The organism is Citrobacter sp. HN-141 (assembly GCF_033341895.1).
Classification (GTDB): Bacteria; Pseudomonadota; Gammaproteobacteria; order Enterobacterales; family Enterobacteriaceae; genus Citrobacter.
The window spans coordinates 160,817-175,633 of record NZ_JAWPBF010000003.1; the positions used below are offsets into that span (position 1 = coordinate 160,817).

A 14,817-nucleotide genomic window follows, 5' to 3' on the forward strand; every position below is an offset into this window, starting at 1 on the left:
CATTTTTTTAGCTAATGGCGACCTTCTTCCGAATATTATGAAGGGGAAAGCCATGTCCGCATGCTCATTCTCGAATCCGATAAAAATCCGTGGTGTTGATGATGTTATTCATTGCATCGACTCACGCGGAAAAATCAATGGCAGAGCCGGTGTTATTTTGTGGTTAGCACTAGGCGGCCTGTTTCTTGACGCTTTTTCAAATTCAGCCCTCAGCGCTGGATTAAACCCAATGACCCGCAATTTAAATCTGAGCGCGACCGAAGTTGCGCTGCTGACCTCATTTTCATCCTGGGTCGCCATATTATTTAACCCGATTGGCGGCTGGATAGCCGATCGCTGGGGTCGTGTGCCACCGCTGATTATTGCCAAAATAATGGCGGTGATTGGTGCTTTGCTGGTGATGTCATCCTCCAGTTTTAGCACGATAATCGTAGGTCGCTTCTTTGTTGGTGTCTCTTACGGGATGGACTTTGCTGTGGCAATGGCCATGCTGGCAGAGTTCACGCCTGTGAAACTCAAAAGCCGTTTAAATACCTGGCAGGGGGTCTGGTATGTTGCCGTTTGTTTAAATTTGGTATTAGCGCTGATGTTTTACTCATGGGACGTAGGTGATGCCATCTGGCGTTATTCCATTGCTGTAACGGCATTATGTGGACTCATCGTTCTGTTTTTCCAGTTCCGTTATTTAGTGGAAAGCCCGGTTTGGCTGGCAAGAAAATCTCGATTGCCTGACGCTATCGTTGCCATGAATAAAATATACGGTGACCAATTTATTCTGGCGCCAAAAGCAGAACAGAAACCCGTTATTGGGCAGGCTGAAAAAGGCGCAAGAAATGTGCTGTTAATATTCCGTGGTGTTTATTTACCACGCACGATTCTGGCTTCGACCGTTCAAATCTGTCAGTCGATCCAATATTTCGGTGTGGGCTGGTATTTGCCGGTTATTAGTGCTGCGATGTTTGGTAAAAACTTTGTTTACGCAACCTTATGTTCACTATTTTTTAACGTTTTCGGCATCGTCGGCGGTTTCTTATCGCCTGCGATTGGCCGCCGTCTGGGGTTACGCCGCTCCTCGGCGATCGGTTTTGCCGTGGCTTTTCTCGTACTGCTTACGCTGGGACTGTTTAGCGACAGTATGTCGCTGTGGGCCTCTTTGCTGGTCCCTGCACTGTTTATTCTTTGTCACTCTGGCGGGCCTGGCGCAAACGGGAAAAGCCTGTCGTCACTCTCTTTTCGCAGTGAACTGCGGGCTGGCGCGAACGGCGTGGTCGGTGCGCTCGGCGCAATCGGTGCGGCGCTTGGGCTGTTTATTTTCCCGGTCTTCCGTGATTTGTATGGCCTGCAAACGACCTTCCTGATCATGTCTGCCGTGCCGCTGTTTGCGAGCATTATCTGTTTTGTTATTCCGTGGGACCCCACCCGCACCACTATTCAGCCGGATAACGAGCCAGGTGCGCCGCAGTTCGAATCACCCCCTTCACCTTATCCAGAGTCGATGGCCCCAGAATCAAACAGGAGTACGAAATGAGTGAATACGAAGATGTCATTCTGGCTATCGATGAAGGTACATCGGGGACCCGTGCGGCAGTTGTTGCACAAAATAGCCAGGTTCACTGCCTGGAATACCAGCCGCTTCAGGTCAGTAGTCTGCGTCATGGTGTGGTGGAACAAGATGCAGATGAGGTCTTGCAGGCCACTATTGAGGTTTGTCGCAAAGCGATAGCTAACGCGCAATGCAACAAGATGCGCATTGTGGCGCTGGCGATTGCGACCCAACGTTCAACGGCAGTGCTGTGGGATGCGCAAACGGGCAAGGCATTAACTCCGGCGATGGTCTGGCAGGATGCGCGTTTCACGGATGAACTGGCCCAGTTAGCCCCTGAATGGGATGCAAAACTGCTGCCGCTGATTGGGCGACCGGTTGGGATACGCTCTCCTTATCTTTGGGCGTCGCACCATCTTGCCAATACGCCTGCGGTGGCGAAGGCGTATCAGGCTGGAACACTGGTCTTTGGTACCGTTGATAGCTGGTTGCTTTGGCATTTGGCGCAGGAGAAAAAAAGTGTCACCACTCCGACAAATGCCACCTCTGCTGGCGCGTATTGCCTCAAAGAGCATCACTATCATTTGCCATGGCTACAGACTCTGGGCTTCCCGGCGTCATTGTTGCCTGAATTACATGATGATGCCGATGACTTCGGCACCACGCGTGAAGATATTCTGGGGATAAGCGTACCGATCCTGGCCTGCGCAGGGGATCAGTTTGCAGGGGCGATTGGGCTGGGGTGTACCGAGCGAGGGCAGGCTTTTTGTATGCATGGCACTGGCAGCTTTGTTGATTTAATGATGGGGCCAACGGTACCAACATTGCAAAAGGGTTGTGAAAGTACGCTCACCATGACGGCGCGCCGCCAAAAAGGGCTTTCGCATTTCTCTGTCGAAACCTTTGTCCCCACTACCGGTTCGGCGCTCAACTGGGTGTGCGAAAAGCTGCATTGGTTTGACTCACCTGAACAAATCAGCGAACTGGCCGCGCAGGCTAGCGACGCGGGTGGCGTAAGTTTTATTCCGGCGCTAACGGGGCTACGCGTACCCCATCTCCAGCCTCATGCCCGAGCGTCCCTGAACGGTATCTCAATCTCGACCACGCGTTCGCAGGTGGCCTACGCGATTCTGGAAGGGATTGCGCATTCGGTCGCGGCCTGTATTCGCGCAAATGAAGCGGCAACCGGTATCCCCACAAAAGAGTTGGTGGTCGGGGGAGGGTTATCAAATAGCGATACGTTATTGCAAATCCAGGCCGATCTTAGCGGTATTCCCGTGCGGCGAATGGCCGAAACGGCGCGGGCAAGCTTAGGTGGCGTTGCGTTTTTGGCCGGTGCCAATGGGCTGCTGTGGGACTCGCTGTCGGATGCCTGCGCCATGCTAAAAACCGCGCGGCTATTTGAGCCGAAAATCAGTCATGACCTTCGCGAACAAAAAATTAACCGCTGGGCGATGCGTATTGCACTCGAAATGGAAGCCGCCGACAGCCTCACCTCAGCTAATCAGGAGCACACTTACTCATGAAGTTTTTCCCTTCGCGAAAGCCCAACAAAACCTGCAGTGAGATGTACGGTGCAGAGCCATTACGTCTCCAGCGCGCTGAACAACTGGATCGGCTGGAAAGCGACACCTACGACATGCTGATTGTCGGTGGTGGCGTAACCGGAGCCTATGCGGCGTTGGATGCCAGCCTGCGTGGCTACCGGGTGGCGCTGATTGAGAAAAGTGACTTTGCCTCAGGCACCTCATCAAAGTCATCGAAAATGGTACACGGCGGTCTGCGCTATATCGAACAAGGAAATCTGGGACTGGTTCGCCACTCTTTACTCGAACGCCAGCGCATGCGGAGAAATGCCCGTCATCTGGTGCAACGGTTACCCTTTTTATTCCCGGTGCTCGATAAAAATGGCGTATTCGACAAGCGGATGTCCGCTGCATTTGAAAGCCTGCTCTGGACCTACGACCTTGCGGGAGGATGGCGGGAAGGCATCCTTCACCAAAAATTGACCCCTGCGGAAGTGCTGTCGCATTGCCCGACGCTCAAAGAAGAACAGCTATCCGGTGGTTTTATGTATTTCGATGCCCGCGTCGACGATGCCCGACTGACGTTGGCATTGGTGCGCACGGCGGCGTTTCATGGCGCGGTGGTGACCAACCACGCGGAAGTCATCGAAACCACGCGCGACCAGCACGGCAAAGTGAATGGAGCCATCGTCTATGCCGATGGCAGAGAAATTCAGGTCAACGCACGGGTTGTCATCATGGCGACGGGCGTCTGGCTACGTGACTGGAATGGGCTGAAAAAAGGTGACGCATCGCCGCTGAATATCCGTCCTGCCAAAGGGGTACATGTTGCTATTCCGTGGATGAAGATCCGCAATGATTGCACGGTGACGATCCCGGTTGCCGGGCGCAGTCGCCGCGCAACGATCACCCGTTGGGGCAACGTTTCCTATTTGGGTACCACCGATGAGGATTATCAGGGCGATCTCAATGATGTTCACTGCAATCGCGCTGAACTGGACTTTCTGCTGGAAGGGGCGAATTCGGCATTGAAAACCGATCTCCGCCCGGAAGACGTGGTGGGAAGTATCGCCGGTTGCCGCCCTCTGGTGGGGACGGTGGGAGGCAAGACCGTTGAGATGAAACGTAATCATGAAATCACGGTTGCGGCAGATGGTCTGATTACGATTGTCGGCGGCAAACTGACGACATCACGTCATATGGCAGAAGAGACCATCGATGCCGCCAGCAAAATACTCGGCCGTAAAAAGGCCTGCTCAACCAAAACCGCCTGGTTACTGGGGGCGGCGGGCTATGACCCGCAGGCGATTCTGGCATCGGGCGGTTTGTCTGCGCACCTGGGGGAGCGCTACGGGACGGAAGCGCATTTTGTCAGTGACCTTATCCAGTCCAATCCCTTACTGGCAAAGCCAATTGTGGAAGGGCTTCCCTATACCGAAGCGGAAGTGGTGTATGCCGTGCGCCATGAACTCGCCAGCACCATTGATGATGTGTTATCGCGCCGAATTCGTGCCCGTCTGATGGCTCGTGATGCGTCAGCGAATGCTGCGGAACGCGTGGGGGAAATTCTGCAACAAGAGCTCAAGCTTCAGCCTGAACAGGTGGCCCGGCAGGTAGCCAGCTATCGGGCGGCAATTAAACATGAAAAATCAACTCTTATGGGGACATCCGAATGATCAGTAAAGAAGCGATTAAACGCGGTTACAACCGTGGAAATTATACGGTAGGTGCACACACGCGCCCAGCATGGGCGACGGATATCAAAAGCAGCGGTGGCGCGAAAGGGATGCAAATTGATCCGGTGGCGATGAGCGAGGCAACGTTTGACCGGCTGCGGGTCATTGCTGATGAGGTGCTGACGTCGGAGTCTGATGTGATTACCTGGACCCGCGACTGGTGGGCCGGATCGATGATTGCGGAAACTCAGGGCGCACCGGCCACGTCAAAAGGGGCGATTGTACGTGTCTCTACGGTAGAACAAATTCAGGATGTGATGCGTCTGGCGAATGCGTTAGCAATCCCGGTCACGGTTTCCGCCGGGCGCAGTAACGTCACTGGCGCCGCATTGCCGTTGCGGGGGGGCATTGTGCTGGATGTTTGCGAACTCAACAAACTTATCGACTTCGATCCACAAAGTCAGATTGTTGACGTTGAAGCCGGCATGTTCGGCGATATTTTTGAACAAACTATCCAAAAAGAGTACGGCATGACGATGGGCCACTGGCCGTCATCGTTTGGTATCAGTACCGTGGGCGGTTGGGTGGCCTGTCGTGGCGCGGGACAGTTGTCGACCCGCTACGGCAAAATTGAAGATATGGTTTATGGGATGGATGTCGTCCTTGCCGATGGCCGCTTAATCACCGTGGGTGGCTATGCGCGTAGCGCAACGGGACCTGATCTACAGCAGATGTTTATTGGTTCTGAAGGCACATTGGGGGTGATTGTCCGTGTGCGTCTGAAACTGCATCGTTTACCTGACTATGGCCGCGCTATTGCCTGGGGATTCTCCAGCTTCGCCAGTGGGCTGGAGGCATGCCGTGAAATTTTACAGCATGGCGCGAACCCCGCAGCGTTGCGCCTGTACGATAACCTGGAAAGCGGCGTGCAGTTTGGTTTACCAGATACCAATGTCCTGTTGATTGCGGATGAGGGGGAGCCTGAGATTGTCGATGCGGTGCTGGCTATCAGCGAACGTGTGTGCCGACGCAGCGGACAACAACTCGACGGCGAGGCTATTTTTGAACGCTGGCTGGACACCCGATATCTGACCGGAAAAAGTGCTGAAGGCTTTAAAAAGAGCCCGGGTCTGGTGGCGGATACGCTGGAAATGGTGGGACGTTGGCGCGATCTTAGCGACGTGTATGATGATGTGGTGGCTGCGATTAATGCCGTACCCGGCACGCTGGCCGGTTCGGCGCATCAGTCTCACGCCTACATCGACGGCGCATGCCTCTATTTCTCATTGCGCGGTGATGTGGCGATTGAGCAACGTGCGGCCTGGTATCGTGCGGCATGGGATGCAGCGAATGCGGTGCTAATTAAGCACAATACCTCCCTTAGCCACCATCATGGTGTTGGTCTCCTGCGTTCGCCCTATATGCAGGCTTCTTTAGGCGAATCGCTTTCCGTTCTGGCGGATATCAAATACGCGCTGGATCCGAAAAACATTCTTAACCCAGGCAAACTGGGGTTAAGCGTCGATCTTCCTTCACACCAGGCAGGTCAATAATGATCAAAAATCTTGGCGTGCTCCTGGCACGCCAGCCCGTCATCATGGCGATTTACGGTATTGAGCAATTGAAAACCGCGCTGTCCAGCAAGGCGGAAGTCTGCATTATTGCCAATATTGACCTGATTAAGCTCCATCCGGTGATAGAACTGCTGTCGAAGGCGGGGAAGTACGTCATCGTGAATATCGACAGCTGCAATGGGCTGTCCCAGGATAAGGGCGGCATTGATTATGTGGCCGAAACGGGATCGATGGGGTTGCTCTCAACGCGTTTGCAAACCGTACAGCGAGAGAAAAAGTGTGGACTGGTGACGATGCAGAAAATCTTTGTCACCGACCGTTCCACCTGGTTACGCAGCCTGAAAGCCGTAGAACAAAGCGAACCCGATTACGTGCAACTGATGCCCGCGCAGATGTTGCCGCTACTCTCACAGGCTGACCGTAATGTGTTGCCGCCGATAGTGGCATCAGGCTTCGTCTGTAACGAGGAACATGCTCAAACGGCGCTGTTACACGGCGCGATAGCCGTTTCGAGCAGTGATAGCGCGTTATGGGATATAGACCTTCGCCGTTAGAACACCGGGAGCCGACTATGGAAAATACACAACTTCTTGTTATTGCACATTACTATTCTCGTCAGGGAATGGGGGACAAGGTCAATGAAGCGCTCAGACTGCTTGCCCAGGCCTCGCGTCAGGAGCCTGAAAACATCTCCTATGAGTTTTTCCGTTCCACGGAAGACGGCGATCGCTTTGTGATTATTGAGACTTATCGTTGCGAACAAGGTCTCGAAATTCATCGGCAAACGGAGCATTTTCAACGTATTGGCGTTGGGATTATCAACCCGTTTCTGGAGCGTAAAGAGGTGAAAAGCTTTCTCACTCATGCCGATGCACCGCGTAGTTAAAAGCTGGCCATTTTTACTACCAGGAGTACATCAATGAACACTGTCATGAAGGATTTTACGTTTTCAACAGTACCGGAAATTATCGTCGAGTGGGCGGGAGCATCACGAGCAGGGGAGATTATTCAGCCGCGATTTAGCGCGCGTCGCGTGTTGTTGGTGACCGACCCCGGACTGGTCAAAGCAGGGATCCTGCCGCCTGTTTTGCATAGCCTGCAAGAGGCAGGGTTTCAGGTGACGGTCTATGATCGGGTCCAACCCGATCCACAGGAACGTCTGGTCCGGGAAGCCTTACAGGTTGCTCGCGATGACCATTGCGACATGGTTATTGGTCTGGGCGGCGGCTCCTCGCTGGATGTCGCGAAGCTGGTGGCCGTGTTAATCAACTCTGAGCAAGATCTGCAGGCGCTTTACGGTATTAGCAAAGTGTCCGGGCAGCGTCTGCCGCTGATTAACATCCCTACCACGGCAGGGACGGGGTCAGAAGTCACTAATATTTCGATTTTGACGACCAATGATGACAGCAAAATGGGGATTGTCGCACCACAGCTATATGGCGATTTGGTGCTGCTGGATGCGCAATTGACGCTTGGACTTCCTCCGGTTCATACGGCGGCGGCCGGCATCGACGCGATGGTTCATGCCATTGAGGCTTATACCGGTAAACATAAGAAGAACCCCATTTCGGATGCGCTGGCACGGGAAGCATTACGCTTAATTAGTCGCCATCTGGTGACGGCCTGCCATGATGGCCACAATCGGGAAGCCAGAGAGAGTGTGTTGTTGGGGGCAATGCTGGCAGGCCAGGCTTTCGCCAACTCTCCCGTGGGGGCGGTGCATGCGTTGGCTTATCCATTGGGGGCTCGCCATCATATTCCACATGGTTTGTCGAATGCGCTGATGCTGATTCCGGTGCTGCAGTTTAATGCGTCAGTCGCTGCGCCATACTATGCCGAGCTGGCGGCTGTCATTGGCGAGGAGGTGTCGGGGAATATAGAGAAAGATGCCGCGATATTTATTGCTGCGATGGTACGCATTATTGCTGAATCTGGTGCACCGAAAAGGCTGCGCGATGTCGATATCCCTGCTGAAACGCTGGCGATATTGGCCCACGATGCCATGCAGCAGACCCGTCTTCTGGATAACAATCCTGTTCCGCTCACGGCAGACGATGCTTTGCGGCTATACCAACACGCGTTTTAAACAGAACACTCGCCAGAAGCTTGTCCGGCGAGCGGATTGCCGGACACTGTTTTGGCCGAGGACAACGCGAGAACAACCGAATAGACATATCGAATCCAGGTGTTAGTATTCAATAGATAGCAGTTATGAGTATGCGTGTTTCATTTCCGGCCAGGAACGCTGATGATGACAACATTACTACCCGATTTCACAGCATTTTCGTCATTCACTTCCTTCGCGGTAAGCGTTGCCTTAACGCCTGTCCGCTCTTTGGCCATCGTTTTTCATTCCTTCTCATCCCGGATGGAATCTCTCACTGGATAGCGGTTCAGTGGGTTTTGTGACACGCATCGTTTGATAACAGGGATTACGGCGGGTCGAATATGGATAAGTTTAAGCGTCATCTGATGTGGTGGGGGGCGGGCATCCTGATTGTGGTGGCCGCGATAGCATGGTGGATGCTCCGTCCTGCGGGAATACCGGAAGGGTTTGCAGCCAGCAATGGCCGAATTGAAGCCACCGAAGTGGATATTGCCACCAAGATTGCCGGGCGAATTGACACGATTCTCGTGTCGGAAGGGCAGTTTGTTCGTCAGGGCGAGGTGCTGGCGAAAATGGATACCCGCGTGTTGCAGGAGCAGCGGCTGGAAGCGGTCGCCCAAATCAAAGAAGCCGAAAGCGCGGTGGCGGCGGCGCGAGCGCTGTTAGAGCAGCGGCAAAGTGAAATGCGGGCCGCGCAGTCGGTAGTCAAACAGCGTGAAGCAGAGCTGCAGTCGGTCTCTAAACGCCATGTGCGCTCCCGTTCACTGTCCCAGCGTGGTGCGGTGTCTGAGCAACAACTGGATGACGACCGCGCCGCGGCTGAAAGTGCGCGTGCTGCGCTGGAATCGGCAAAGGCGCAGGTCTCTGCCGCGAAAGCGGCGATTGAAGCCGCCCGCACCAGTATCATCCAGGCGCAAACCCGGGTCGAAGCTGCACAGGCCACCGAACGACGCATTGCGGCAGATATCGATGACAGCGAGCTGAAAGCCCCGCGCGATGGTCGCGTACAGTATCGCGTAGCCGAACCGGGCGAAGTGCTGTCCGCTGGCGGTCGGGTGCTGAATATGGTCGATCTCAGCGATGTCTACATGACATTCTTCTTGCCGACCGAACAGGCTGGCCTGCTGAAGATTGGCGGTGAAGCGCGACTGGTGCTGGATGCCGCGCCGGATCTGCGTATTCCGGCGACCATCAGCTTTGTCGCCAGCGTCGCGCAGTTTACGCCGAAAACAGTTGAAACCAGTGATGAGCGGCTAAAACTGATGTTCCGCGTGAAAGCGCGTATCCCGCCGGAGCTGTTACAGCAGCATCTGGAGTACGTGAAAACCGGTCTGCCGGGCATGGCCTGGGTGCGCCTGGATGAAAGTCGCGCCTGGCCTGATTCCCTGGTGGTGAGGTTGCCGCAATGACGCATCTGGCGCTGGTTCCCGTTCCTCCCGTGGCGCACCTTGACGGCGTGAGTCAGCATTACGGGACAACGGTCGCGCTGAACAATATCACGCTGGATATCCCCGCCCGCTGTATGGTGGGCCTGATTGGCCCGGATGGCGTCGGAAAATCGAGCCTGCTGTCGCTTATTTCCGGTGCGCGGGTGATTGAACAGGGTAACGTGATGGTGCTGGGTAGCGACATGCGCGACCCGAAGCATCGTCGTGATGTCTGCCCGCGTATTGCCTGGATGCCGCAAGGACTGGGCAAAAACCTGTACCACACGCTGTCGGTGTATGAGAACGTCGATTTCTTTGCCCGCCTGTTTGGGCATGACAAAGCGGAGCGTGAGGCGCGGATTACCGAGCTGCTGAATAGCACCGGACTGGCACCGTTTCGCGACCGTCCTGCTGGGAAACTCTCGGGCGGGATGAAACAAAAGCTGGGGCTGTGCTGTGCGTTGATCCACGACCCGGAGCTGTTAATTCTCGATGAACCCACCACCGGGGTAGACCCGCTGTCACGCGCCCAGTTCTGGGATCTGATTAACAGCATTCGCCAGCGGCAGACCAATATGAGCGTGCTGGTCGCCACCGCCTATATGGAAGAAGCCGAGCGCTTTGACTGGCTGGTGGCGATGAACGCGGGTGAGGTATTAGCTACCGGCAGCGCGCAGCAGCTACGCGAAAAAACGAACAGCGCCACGCTGGAACAGGCGTTTATCGCGCTGTTACCGCAAGCGCAGCGTCAGGCGCACAAGCCGGTTGTGATCCCGCCGTATCACGCCGAGCAGGAAGAGGTCGCCATTGAGGCGAAAGATCTGACCATGCGCTTCGGCAAGTTTGTCGCCGTTGACCACGTTAACTTTCGCATTCCCCGCGGGGAGATCTTCGGCTTTCTCGGCTCCAACGGCTGCGGTAAATCCACCACCATGAAGATGCTCACCGGACTGCTGCCCGCAAGCGAAGGTGAGGCGTGGCTGTTTGGGCAAGCGGTTGACCCGAAAAATATCGATACCCGCCGTCGGGTGGGCTATATGTCGCAGGCATTTTCGCTCTACAGCGAACTGACCGTGCGGCAAAACCTTGAGCTTCATGCACGGTTGTTCCATATCCCCGAAGCGGAAATCCCAGGGCGCGTGCAAGAGATGAGCGAACGCTTTTCGCTGACCGATGTTGAAGACGTGCTACCTGGTGCCTTACCGCTGGGGATTCGTCAGCGCCTGTCGCTGGCCGTGGCGGTGATTCATCGCCCGGAAATGTTGATTCTCGACGAACCGACCTCCGGGGTCGATCCGGTGGCGAGGGACATGTTCTGGCAACTGATGGTCGATCTGTCGCGCCAGGATAAAGTCACCATTTTTATCTCTACCCACTTTATGAATGAGGCGGAGCGCTGCGACCGGATGTCGCTGATGCACGCCGGAAAAGTGCTCGCCAGCGGTACGCCGCAGGAGCTGGTGAAACAACGCGGCGCAGCCAACCTGGAAGAGGCGTTTATCTCCTGGCTACAGGAAGCCGCAGGCCCGGCACCGGAAGCTCAGTTACCGCCAGCCAATGTTCCGGTCGTGCATGAAAACAGTCAGCCGCCGCGCCAGGGCTTTAGCCTGCGGCGCTTGTTCAGCTACAGCCGGCGTGAAGCGCTGGAGCTGCGGCGGGACCCGGTGCGTTCAACGCTGGCGCTGATGGGGACGGTGATTCTGATGCTGATTATGGGCTACGGCATCAGCATGGACGTGGAAAATCTGCGTTTCTCCATACTCGACCGTGACCAGACCGTCAGCAGCCAGGCGTGGGCGCTGAATCTGGCGGGATCGCGCTATTTTATCGAGCAACCGCCGCTTACCAGCTATGACGAACTGGACAAGCGAATGCGTGCGGGCGAAGTGGCGGTGGCGATAGAAATTCCACCTAACTTTGGCCGCGATATTGCGCGTGGAACGCCGGTGAAGATTGGCGTCTGGGTTGATGGCGCGATGCCGAGCCGGGCCGAAACGGTAAGGGGTTACGTACAGGCTATGCACCAGACCTGGCTGCAGGATGTGATGGCGCGTCAACCCAATGCCAGTGGTCAGAACGGGTTGATGACCATTGAGACGCGTTATCGCTACAACCCGGATGTGAAGAGCCTGCCGGCGATTGTTCCGGCGGTGATCCCGCTGCTGTTGATGATGATCCCTTCCATGCTCAGCGCGCTCAGCGTGGTGCGCGAAAAAGAGCTGGGATCGATTATCAACCTGTACGTTACCCCCACGACCCGCAGCGAGTTTTTACTCGGCAAACAGTTGCCGTACATCGTGCTGGGGATGCTTAACTTCCTGCTGCTGTGCGCGTTGTCGGTGTTTGTGTTCGGCGTGCCGCATAAGGGGAGCTTTTTAACCCTGACGCTGGCGGCGCTGCTGTACGTCACCATTGCTACCGGACTGGGGCTGTTAATCTCCACGTTTATGAAAAGCCAGATCGCCGCCATTTTTGGTACCGCGATTATCACGCTGATCCCGGCAACGCAGTTTTCCGGGATGATCGATCCGGTGGCTTCGCTGGAAGGGCCGGGCCGATGGATTGGTGAAATCTACCCGACCAGTCATTTTCTGACCATTGCGCGTGGAACGTTCTCGAAAGCGTTGGATCTGATGGATCTGTGGCAGTTGTTTATCCCGCTGGCAATCGCCATTCCGGTGGTGATCGGTCTGAGCGTATTACTGCTGAAAAAACAGGAGGGGTGATGCGCCGATTACGCAATATTTATAATCTTGGTATCAAAGAGTTGCGCAGCCTGCTGGGCGACAAAGCGATGCTGACGCTGATTGTTTTCGCCTTCACGGTATCGGTTTACTCTTCTGCGACGGTGCTGCCCGGGTCGCTGCATCTGGCGCCGATTGCTATCGCGGATATGGACCAGTCGCAGTTGTCGAACCGCATTGTGAACAGCTTTTATCGCCCGTGGTTTTTACCGCCGGAGATGATCACCGCCGATGAAATGGATGCTGGTCTGGATGCCGGACGCTATACCTTTGCTGTGAATATTCCACCTGATTTTCAGCGCGATGTGCTGGCAGGACGACAGCCGGATATTCAGGTTAACGTGGATGCCACGCGAATGAGCCAGGCGTTTACCGGCAACAGCTATATCCAGAATATCATCAGTGGCGAAGTGAACAGCTTTGTGGCGCGTTACCGTGACAACACTGAGCCGCCGGTGGCGCTGGAAATGCGCATGCGCTTTAACCCTAATCTGGAACCTGCCCGTTTTGGCGCGGTGATGGCGATTATCAACAACATTACCATGCTGGCGATTGTGCTCACCGGGTCGGCGCTGATCCGCGAGCGCGAGCACGGGACGATAGAGCACCTGCTGGTGATGCCGGTGACACCGTTTGAAATCATGATGGCAAAAATCTGGTCGATGGGACTGGTGGTGCTGGTCGTTTCCGGGTTGTCGCTGATGTTGATGGTGAAAGGGGTACTCGGCGTGCCGATCGAAGGCTCGATACCGCTATTTATGCTGGGTGTGGCGCTGAGCCTGTTTGCCACTACCTCGATCGGTATCTTTATGGGGACGCTGGCACGGTCGATGCCGCAACTGGGATTGCTGATGATTCTGGTGCTGTTGCCGTTACAGATGCTCTCAGGAGGCTCTACGCCGCGTGAAAGTATGCCGCAGGCCGTGCAGGACATCATGCTAACCATGCCGACCACCCACTTTGTCAGCCTGGCGCAGGCGATTCTTTATCGTGGGGCTGGGTTCAGTATCGTCTGGCCGCAGTTTCTGACGTTGCTGGCGATTGGCAGCGCGTTTTTCCTGATAGCGCTACTACGCTTTCGCAAGACGATTGGCACGATGGCGTAATCATCATTGCCGGGGGCGCTTCGCTTGCCCGGCCTACGTAGGCCGGATAAGGCGCAGCCGCCATCCGGCAACGAAACAGGCAATTACTCTTCTTTCGGCAGGCACTGCAAATGACCATGACGTACGCCGCGCTGGGAAATTACATCATCGGCAAAATGCTGCACATCGCCCATATCGCCTTTCAGCACGGCGATTTCCAGGCAGTCGTCATGGTTGATGTGAACGTGTAGCGTAGCGACCGACAAATCATGGTGATGGTGCTGCGTCGAAACAATGCGGCTGGCCAAATCACGTTTCTCATGTTCATAAACATACGAGAGTACCGCGAAGCCCTGAGTGCCATGCTCCTGGGTCGTTTCCTGCGCCAGCGCACCGCGCAAAATATCGCGAATCGCTTCAGAGCGGTTGTTGTAACCACGGCGCTGGCTCAGGCTATCCAGCGTTTCCAGTAAATCGTCATCGAGAGTAATGGTGACTCGTTGCATCTGCAGTTAACCTTTCATGTCGCGCATCGGCGCACAGGGAATGCGGGAGTTACAGCCTCTGCACGGCGTCGGCTGTCAGGGTAAATGGCGTTGGCGTGCACACGGCCAGACTCAGGCTGTCGAGCTGGCACTGGCTAACGGAGAGCGAGGATGTCAGCGTAGTGCTATCGACGCTGACAATTTGCCAGGCGCTGCCGCCACGCTGCTTAACGATGGCTTCTTTGCGCGTCCAGATGCGCCAGAAAGCCGCCAGTTGGTGGTCCGGATGTTCCGCTTCGATTTCGGCATGTTCTCCAAGACTGAACACCGTATTCGCCAGCGTCTTCCAGTTTTCGCGCGGGCGCACGACTTCAATATCGCAGCCCACTTCCCCTTCGTCGCTAAGCAGCAGAGCAATGTCATCACCGCTGTGGCTAAGATTGAACCACAGCGGCGTGTCGGCCGAAAAGGCCGGTTTTCCTTGCTCGCCGTAGACGATATCAGGCAATGGCGAAAGGGCATGGGAAAGCAGCACGCGGCCCGCCAGCCAGCGTGCGCGGCGAGCACCCTGCGGTGCCAGCTCATAGAGCGCATGAGGCAGTACGCCGGTGCTTAAATCAGAAACTTTCCCTAGAACGATCCGGTACATA

The 14,817-nt window shown here is 55.4% G+C and carries 12 protein-coding genes; 10 read left to right on the top strand and 2 right to left on the bottom strand.

Going from position 1 to position 14,817, the window contains the following annotated elements; all coding sequences use genetic code 11:
• The first annotated feature begins 52 nt into the window (after positions 1 to 52).
• From RYZ59_RS05360 to RYZ59_RS05405, 10 genes are all read left to right on the top strand, one after another.
• Positions 53 to 1,528, top strand: a complete 1,476-nt coding sequence (locus RYZ59_RS05360) for an MFS transporter (RefSeq protein WP_318067331.1) — start codon at positions 53 to 55, stop codon at positions 1,526 to 1,528.
• The gene (locus tag RYZ59_RS05365; RefSeq protein ID WP_318045448.1) at positions 1,525 to 3,069 is read left to right on the top strand and encodes an FGGY family carbohydrate kinase; all 1,545 of its coding nucleotides are present in this window, start codon (positions 1,525 to 1,527) and stop codon (positions 3,067 to 3,069) included. The genes RYZ59_RS05360 and RYZ59_RS05365 overlap by 4 nt, the downstream gene beginning before the upstream one ends.
• Positions 3,066 to 4,745, top strand: a complete 1,680-nt coding sequence (locus RYZ59_RS05370) for a glycerol-3-phosphate dehydrogenase/oxidase (RefSeq protein WP_318045446.1) — start codon at positions 3,066 to 3,068, stop codon at positions 4,743 to 4,745. Before RYZ59_RS05365 ends, RYZ59_RS05370 begins: the two co-directional genes overlap by 4 nt.
• Entirely contained in the window at positions 4,742 to 6,298 is a 1,557-nt protein-coding gene (locus RYZ59_RS05375; RefSeq protein ID WP_318045444.1) for an FAD-binding oxidoreductase, read from the top strand. The genes RYZ59_RS05370 and RYZ59_RS05375 overlap by 4 nt, the downstream gene beginning before the upstream one ends.
• Positions 6,298 to 6,873, top strand: coding sequence for a glycerol-3-phosphate responsive antiterminator (locus RYZ59_RS05380; protein ID WP_318045442.1), 576 nt, complete (start codon positions 6,298 to 6,300; stop codon positions 6,871 to 6,873). Before RYZ59_RS05375 ends, RYZ59_RS05380 begins: the two co-directional genes overlap by 1 nt.
• A 17-nt stretch (positions 6,874 to 6,890) precedes the next feature.
• Positions 6,891 to 7,205, top strand: coding sequence for a putative quinol monooxygenase (locus RYZ59_RS05385; RefSeq protein WP_318045440.1), 315 nt, complete (start codon positions 6,891 to 6,893; stop codon positions 7,203 to 7,205).
• Positions 7,206 to 7,238: 33 nt separating this feature from the next.
• Positions 7,239 to 8,405, top strand: coding sequence for an iron-containing alcohol dehydrogenase (locus RYZ59_RS05390; protein WP_318045438.1), 1,167 nt, complete (start codon positions 7,239 to 7,241; stop codon positions 8,403 to 8,405).
• 362 nt (positions 8,406 to 8,767) lie between these two features.
• Entirely contained in the window at positions 8,768 to 9,835 is a 1,068-nt protein-coding gene (locus RYZ59_RS05395; RefSeq protein ID WP_318045436.1) for an HlyD family secretion protein, read from the top strand.
• Positions 9,832 to 12,579, top strand: a complete 2,748-nt coding sequence (rbbA, locus tag RYZ59_RS05400) for a ribosome-associated ATPase/putative transporter RbbA (protein WP_318045434.1) — start codon at positions 9,832 to 9,834, stop codon at positions 12,577 to 12,579. Before RYZ59_RS05395 ends, rbbA begins: the two co-directional genes overlap by 4 nt.
• Positions 12,579 to 13,703 (top strand): ABC transporter permease, encoded by a 1,125-nt coding sequence (locus tag RYZ59_RS05405; RefSeq protein WP_137381997.1) that lies wholly within the window; start codon positions 12,579 to 12,581, stop codon positions 13,701 to 13,703. Before rbbA ends, RYZ59_RS05405 begins: the two co-directional genes overlap by 1 nt.
• 83 nt (positions 13,704 to 13,786) lie before the next feature.
• Here RYZ59_RS05405 and nikR read toward each other — a convergent pair whose 3' ends face one another.
• Both nikR and acpT read right to left on the bottom strand, forming a co-directional pair.
• Complete coding sequence (nikR, locus tag RYZ59_RS05410) at positions 13,787 to 14,188, bottom strand: nickel-responsive transcriptional regulator NikR (RefSeq protein WP_005121550.1); 402 nt, start codon at positions 14,186 to 14,188, stop codon at positions 13,787 to 13,789.
• Positions 14,189 to 14,237: 49 nt separating this feature from the next.
• A complete protein-coding gene (acpT, locus tag RYZ59_RS05415) occupies positions 14,238 to 14,816 on the bottom strand; it encodes a 4'-phosphopantetheinyl transferase AcpT (RefSeq protein WP_318045431.1) in 579 nt (192 codons plus the stop codon).
• Position 14,817: the final 1 nt, after the last annotated feature.

What these genes read in the sequence shown, in the direction of transcription:
- RYZ59_RS05360 (WP_318067331.1), top strand. Translation starts at nt 53, where the DNA reads ATGTCCGCATGCTCATTCTCGAATCCGATAAAAATCCGTGGTGTTGAT.
- RYZ59_RS05365 (WP_318045448.1), top strand. Translation starts at nt 1,525, where the DNA reads ATGAGTGAATACGAAGATGTCATTCTGGCTATCGATGAAGGTACATCG.
- RYZ59_RS05370 (WP_318045446.1), top strand. Translation starts at nt 3,066, where the DNA reads ATGAAGTTTTTCCCTTCGCGAAAGCCCAACAAAACCTGCAGTGAGATG.
- RYZ59_RS05375 (WP_318045444.1), top strand. Translation starts at nt 4,742, where the DNA reads ATGATCAGTAAAGAAGCGATTAAACGCGGTTACAACCGTGGAAATTAT.
- RYZ59_RS05380 (WP_318045442.1), top strand. Translation starts at nt 6,298, where the DNA reads ATGATCAAAAATCTTGGCGTGCTCCTGGCACGCCAGCCCGTCATCATG.
- RYZ59_RS05385 (WP_318045440.1), top strand. Translation starts at nt 6,891, where the DNA reads ATGGAAAATACACAACTTCTTGTTATTGCACATTACTATTCTCGTCAG.
- RYZ59_RS05390 (WP_318045438.1), top strand. Translation starts at nt 7,239, where the DNA reads ATGAACACTGTCATGAAGGATTTTACGTTTTCAACAGTACCGGAAATT.
- RYZ59_RS05395 (WP_318045436.1), top strand. Translation starts at nt 8,768, where the DNA reads ATGGATAAGTTTAAGCGTCATCTGATGTGGTGGGGGGCGGGCATCCTG.
- rbbA (WP_318045434.1), top strand. Translation starts at nt 9,832, where the DNA reads ATGACGCATCTGGCGCTGGTTCCCGTTCCTCCCGTGGCGCACCTTGAC.
- RYZ59_RS05405 (WP_137381997.1), top strand. Translation starts at nt 12,579, where the DNA reads ATGCGCCGATTACGCAATATTTATAATCTTGGTATCAAAGAGTTGCGC.
- nikR (WP_005121550.1), bottom strand. Translation starts at nt 14,188, where the DNA reads ATGCAACGAGTCACCATTACTCTCGATGACGATTTACTGGAAACGCTG.
- acpT (WP_318045431.1), bottom strand. Translation starts at nt 14,816, where the DNA reads ATGTACCGGATCGTTCTAGGGAAAGTTTCTGATTTAAGCACCGGCGTA.